The organism is Streptosporangium sp. NPDC002607, from assembly GCF_053592655.1.
In genome coordinates this window covers 335,378-341,377 of the sequence record NZ_JBSFWD010000003.1, presented here as the reverse complement: position 1 = coordinate 341,377, position 6,000 = coordinate 335,378, and the positions used below count along the sequence as shown (strand labels likewise).

Annotated in this window: 5 protein-coding genes; all 5 read right to left on the bottom strand. The window is 69.4% G+C overall.

Annotated features, from left to right (window positions below):
- Positions 1-78: 78 nt before the first annotated feature.
- The 5 genes from ACWD3H_RS05560 to ACWD3H_RS05540 all read right to left on the bottom strand — a co-directional run bounded on the left by ACWD3H_RS05560 (position 79) and on the right by ACWD3H_RS05540 (position 5,783).
- Positions 79-1,416: a S1C family serine protease gene (locus ACWD3H_RS05560; protein WP_451954145.1), complete on the bottom strand. Its 1,338-nt coding sequence runs from the start codon at positions 1,414-1,416 to the stop codon at positions 79-81.
- Positions 1,417-1,840: 424 nt separating this feature from the next.
- Positions 1,841-2,197: a hypothetical protein gene (locus ACWD3H_RS05555; protein WP_451954144.1), complete on the bottom strand. Its 357-nt coding sequence runs from the start codon at positions 2,195-2,197 to the stop codon at positions 1,841-1,843.
- 243 nt (positions 2,198-2,440) lie between these two features.
- On the bottom strand, positions 2,441-3,976 hold the full coding sequence (locus tag ACWD3H_RS05550) for an acyl-CoA synthetase (RefSeq protein ID WP_451954143.1): 1,536 nt from the start codon (positions 3,974-3,976) through the stop codon (positions 2,441-2,443).
- 191 nt (positions 3,977-4,167) lie between these two features.
- Positions 4,168-4,824 carry a methionine ABC transporter permease gene (locus tag ACWD3H_RS05545; protein WP_451954142.1) on the bottom strand — a complete coding sequence of 219 codons (657 nt, stop codon included), beginning with the start codon at positions 4,822-4,824 and terminating at the stop codon, positions 4,168-4,170.
- Positions 4,821-5,783 (bottom strand): methionine ABC transporter ATP-binding protein, encoded by a 963-nt coding sequence (locus ACWD3H_RS05540; RefSeq protein ID WP_451954141.1) that lies wholly within the window; start codon positions 5,781-5,783, stop codon positions 4,821-4,823. The genes ACWD3H_RS05545 and ACWD3H_RS05540 overlap by 4 nt, the downstream gene beginning before the upstream one ends.
- Between the last annotated feature and the right edge of the window lie 217 nt (positions 5,784-6,000).

Genomic DNA, 6,000 nt, shown 5'->3' with positions numbered 1-6,000 from the left:
GTGACCGGTTCCGGGCGGCGGCTGCTCGATCCTGCCGCCGGAGCCGTGGCGGCCCGGCGGCACAACCGTCGAGGAGCCCTACTCGCCGGTCTTCTCAGCGAGGGTCACCGTGACGGTCTGGGACTGCCCGTCCCTGACGTAGGCGACGGTCACCTGCTGGCCGGGCTTGAAGCCGCGGACGGCTCCGACCACGGTGGCCGCCTCGTCCACGGGCGTGTCGTTGATCTTGGTGATCAGGTCGCCCTGCCTGATGCCCGCCTTGGCCGCGGGGCTGCCCTCGGTGACCTGGCCGACCAGGGCGCCGCCCGCGTCCCCGGTGGCGTCGGTCACGCTCACACCCAGGAGGGCGTGGGAGACCTTGCCGCTCTTGATCAGCTGCTCGGCGACGTGGCTGGCGGTGTTGATGGGGATGGCGAAGCCGACACCGATGCTGCCCTCCCCGCCGTTGGTGGCGATGGCGGTGTTGATGCCCACCACCTGACCGGCGGCGTTGACCAGCGCGCCGCCCGAGTTGCCGGGGTTGATCGCCGCGTCGGTCTGGATGGCGCCCCCGATGGTGGTGGGACTCTGGCCGCTCTCCTGCGGCCTGCCCCAGCCGGGCGGGAGCTGCTGCTGTCCCTGGTCTCCGCCGACGGTGAGCGTGCGGTTCAGCGCGCTGACGATCCCGGCGGTGACCGAGCCTGACAGGCCGAGCGGGCTGCCGATGGCGAGCACGGAGTCACCCACCTTGAGCCGGTCGCTGTCGCCGATCGAGGCCTTGGTGAGGCCGGAGACGCCCTCCGCCTTGATGACCGCGAGATCGGTGGCCGGGTCGGTGCCGATGACCTTCGCGGTGGCGGTCTTGCCGTCGCTGAACTTGACGGTCACCCGGCTGTCCGGGCCTGCCTGGCCTCCGGCCGACACCACGTGGTTGTTGGTCAGGATCAGGCCGTCGGCCGACAGCACCACCCCGGACCCCTCGCCCCCGCCTGCGGCGGTCCTGATCTCGATGGACACCACGGAGGGCTGGACCAGCTGGGCGATGTCGGCGACCGTCGTCACGTTGCCGACCGGGCTGACGATCGGGCTGGATGACGAGACCACGGTAGCGGAACCGTTGAGGCTCGTCGCGGCGAAGGCCCCTGCTACCCCGCCCCCGACGGCCATGGCCGCCAGCGCGAGACCGGCGCCGATCTTCTGCCCGGCGGTGAGCCTGCCGCGCTGCGCGGGGACCGTCACCGGTCCTCCGGCCTTCTCGGGGGCCTCGGCGGCGAGTTGCTCCGGCACCGGGTGGATCAGCGTCGGCTGCGGCCCGGTCTCCTCACCGGCACGATAGGCGCCGGCGCGTGGCGGCACCTTGCCGAACTGGGTCCAGCCGTCGTTCCCGGGGGTCGCCTCGGTCGGTGTGTCCTGCTGCTCGTTCCTGTTCGGGTCCATGTCTTCCCCCACGTCCAACATCCCCCCGGCTCGACGGGGTGGAAGCCGGTGCTCACCGGTTGACATAAACGATGCCCGACGGCGTATAAGCGCAGGTTAAGAGGTTGATCCTGGTGATCGGGATCTTCTGACAACGGCTTTATCAGCCATGCTCAGCCCCTGGATGGCAGCTCGAAAATCTTTCTCGGCCACTCTTTCGAGGCCAAGGCCGAAGCGTTCTCGGCTGGTGAGACAGGCGCACCCCTGACCCGGGCGAGTGGCTGAGGACACCCCGGCACAGAGTGCGGGCGCCGAGCACCGCTGGCCGGCCTGGCCATCGACGGCAAGACCCTGCGCGGCGGCCGCAGCACCGACGGCGCGGTCCACCGGCGTCGCCCCACCGTATCCGTGCGGGCGACGCCGTGAGGAGGGGTGCGGGGGCGGGTCAGACCGAGTACTTGCAGATCAACGCCTGGCTGCCGCCCTGAGCGTGGCCAATGTAGGCGTAGCTGGGGTGGAAGTAGGCGCACGCGGCGGAAGGGCTCCCGCTGCCCGCGTAGGTGGTCTGAGTGCCGTTCCAGCGGTAGCAGCCCAGGCTGCCGTTGTAGAAGCCGACGATGGACGAGGGGTTGACGTTGGCCGCGCAGTACTCGCCGAGCGAGAGCGGGCTGTACACGATTTCGAGAACGCCCGCGGAACGGGCGGCCTGCGCGGGGACGGTGGAGACGGCGAGCGCGCCGAGGCAGGCGAGCGCGACGGTGGCGAGCGCGACGGTGGCGAGCGCGACGACACGACGAGGCATGAAGGACCTCCGGGATCCAGGAAGGCGTGCGACACGGAGAGAGGGGCGGCTGAGCGTGACGGAGTGCAGCGCCGAGCGAGGTGGAGTTCTGCGCGATAGGGATAAGCTGCGCCGATCACAGTATTAAATAGGAAACCTTCCTATGCAATAGGCGGTAATACGCCTTTCAGCCGAGCCTTCTCGTGGTGCGGCGACTGGCCGGAGAGGGGCGTGGCGACGATGTCGTCGTCGCGGCCGGGCGGGTCAGTCGCCGGCGGGCCAGTACTCGTCGCGCAGGAGGCGCTTGTAGAGCTTCCCGGTGGGGTGCCTGGGCAGTTCCTCGCGGAAGTCGACGGACCTGGGACACTTGTAGGGCGCCAGCTGGGAACGGCAGTACTCGATCAGCTCGGCCTCCAGCTCCGGGCCCGCCAGATCCATGGAGGCCGGCTGGACGACCGCCTTGACCTGCTCGCCCATCTCCTCGTCCGGAACGCCGAAGACCGCCACGTCCGCCACCTTGGGATGGACGGACAGGACGTTCTCGGCCTCCTGCGGATAGATGTTGACCCCGCCAGAAATGATCATGTACGAGCGGCGGTCGGTGAGGTAGAGGAAACCTTCCTCGTCGAGGTAGCCGATGTCGCCGAGGGTGGTCCAGCCCCGTCCCAGCGGGTCGCGGGACGCCTCCGTCTTGGCCTCGTCGCCGTGGTAGACGAACTGGGGGCCGTCCGAGAAGTAGACGGTGCCGTGCTCGCGCGGCGGCAGCTCGTTGCCCTCCTCGTCGCAGATGTGGGTGACGCCGAGCAGCGGGCGGCCGACCGTTCCCTTGTGTGCGAGCCAGTCCTGCGAGCCGACGTACAGGAAGCCGTTGCCCTCGGTCCCCGCGTAGTACTCGTGGATGATCGGTCCCCACCAGTCGATCATCCGTTCCTTGACCGGGACGGGGCAGGGGGCCGCGGCGTGGATCGCGCAGGCCAGCGACGACAGGTCGTAGCGCGCGCGAGTCTGCTCGGGCAGCTTGAGCATCTTGATGAACATGGTCGGCACCCACTGCGAATGGGTGACGGAGTACTTCTCGATGAGCGCGAGCGCCTGCTCCGGGTCGAACCTCTCCATGACCACGATCGTGGCGCCCATCCGCTGGAAGCTCAGGCAGTAGCGCAGCGGGGCGGCGTGGTAGAGCGGAGCCGGGGAGAGGTAGACGCTGTCGGCCGAGGGGGCGAACAGGAACTGGATGAGCTGCAGCAGCGGCCCCGGCTGATCCAGCGGCGCCTTGGAGAGCATGGGCTTGACCCCCTTGGGCCGCCCGGTGGTGCCTGAGGAGTAGAGCATGTCCACCCCCTGGCACTCGTCCTCGACGGGCGTGGCGGGGTGGGCCGCGACGGCCTTCTCGTAGGACTCGAAGCCGGGGGCGACACCGTCCAGCATTAGCCTGAGCCCGACCTGGGGCGTGAGATCGGTGATGGAGACCGCCACGTCCGCGAGGGCCGCCGAGGAGATGAAGACCCGGGCCCCGCAGTTGTCGACGATGTAGGCGAGCTCGTCGGTCTTCAGGCGCGAGCTGATGGCCGTGTAGTACAGGCCCGAGCGGTGCGCGGCCCAGGCGACCACCAGGAAGAGCGGATGGTTCTCCAGCATGAAGGCGATGTGATCACCCGGCCGCAGGCCGGCCGCGCGGAAGAGCCGGGCGAGGCGGTTGGACTCCTCGTCCAGCTCGCGGTAGGTGACGATCCGCCCGGAGCCCGCCATGATCACAGCGGGCTTGTCCGGAAAAACTGCTGCGATGGCTCCCGGGTGCATGGAGCAGAACATTACTCGGCTTCAGGTTTGCTGAGAAGTACTCGAACGCGGCAGGGCCGCGACCTCGCGGACGAGGTCGCGGCCCGGTGAACGACGGTCTTTCGTGGCCGTGGAAGCACTCCCGCTCCCCCGGCCACCCAGGCTCACCCCGGCGTGGCCGCGCGGCGGCAGAAGGTCATCGGCTCGGCCGGTCAGTCGCGCGCGAGACGGCGGGCGACGCTGTCGCCCAGGCTCTGCACGAGCTGCACGACGGCGACCAGCACGACAACGGTGACGATCATGAGGGTGGTCTCGAAGCGCTGGTAGCCGTAGCGGATGGCCAGGTCTCCGAGCCCGCCCCCGCCGATCGCCCCGGCCATCGCCGAGTACGAGATCAGCGCGACCACGGTCACCGTGAGCCCCGCGATCAGGCCGGGCATCGCCTCGGGCAGCAGCACCTTGCCGACGATGGTCGCCCGTCCGGCTCCCATGGCCTGGGCCGCCTGCACCTTGTCCCTGCCGACCTCGCGCAGCGCGGTCTCCACCAGCCGGGCGAAGAACGGCGCCGCGCCGAGCGTCAGCGGGACCACCGCGGCGATGGTGCCGATGGTGGTGCCGACGATCAGCCTGGTGAACGGGATCACCGCGATCATCAGGATGATGAAGGGCAGCGAGCGGCCCAGATTGACGACCAGCCCCAGCACCCGGTTGAGCACCGCGGAGAAGAACAGCCCGCCCTTGTCGGTGATGACCAGCGCCACCCCGAGCGGGAGCCCGAGCAGCACCGTGAACAGTGTCGACCACAGCACCATCTCGACGGTCTGGCCCGTCGACTCCAGCAGCATCGGGAACATCTCGTCCCAGGTCATCGGGCCTCCTCGACCAGCAGGCCGCGTTCGGCCAGGTAGCTGAGCGCGGCGGCGCGCTCGTCACCGGTGACGAGCAGGCGCAGCCGCCCCGTCGAGACGCCCGCCACCTCCTCCAGGGCCCCGCCGAGAATGTTGACGTCCACATCGAACTTGCGGACCACCTGCGACACCACCGGCTCACCGGCCTGGCCGGTGAAGGTGATCGTGACATTGCCCGGCTCCGGCTCCGGGAGGGGGAACAGCTCCGCGGCGAGCCGGGAGCCGGGCCTGGAGATCAGCTCGGGGATGGTCCCGGACTCCTCGACCAGGCCGTCGCGCATGACCGCGACCGAGTCGCAGATCGACTTGACCACGTGCATCTCGTGGGTGATCAGCAGGATGGTCAGGCCGAGTTCGCGGTTGAGGCTCTTGAGCAGGGCCAGGATCGACTGCGTGGTGCCGGGGTCGAGTGCCGAGGTGGCCTCGTCCGACAGCAGGACCGGAGGGCTGCCGGCCAGCGCGCGGGCGATGCCGACCCGCTGCTTCTGCCCTCCCGACAGCTGCGCGGGGTACGCCCCGGCCTTGTCGGCCAGCCCGACCAGCTCCAGCAACTCGGCGGTCCGCCTGGCGCGCTCGGCCTTGGCCACCCCCATGACCTCAAGCGGGAAGGCGACGTTGCCGGCGACGGTGCGGGAGGAGAGCAGCGCGAAATGCTGGTGGATCATCCCGATCCGCTGCCTCGCCTTGCGCAGGTCCCGCTCGGCCAGGCCGGTCAGCTCCTGACCCGCCACCGAGACGGTGCCGGAGGTGGGCCGCTCCAGGAGGTTCACGCAGCGCAGCAGGGTGCTCTTGCCGGCGCCGCTCTGCCCGAGCACGCCGTATATCTCACCCTCGCGGACGTGGAGGTCCACGCCGTCGACGGCGACCACCTCGCGCCCCCGATCCTGATAGACCTTTCGCAGGCCTGACACGTCAATCACAGCTGTTCCTCAAAACGAAACGGGTCTCGGCAGGACTACGGGTGGGACGCCGACGGGCCTCCGGAGGCGGGGGCGGATGGCCCAGATGGCGCGGGAGGAGATGACCTGCCGAAAAGATCATGGTCTCGGGCCTTACCGACCACTTTCACGCCCGACCCAACGCCACCCCCATTTACCATCATTCCCGACATGTTATGTTAAAACGGCCGTCCCTACG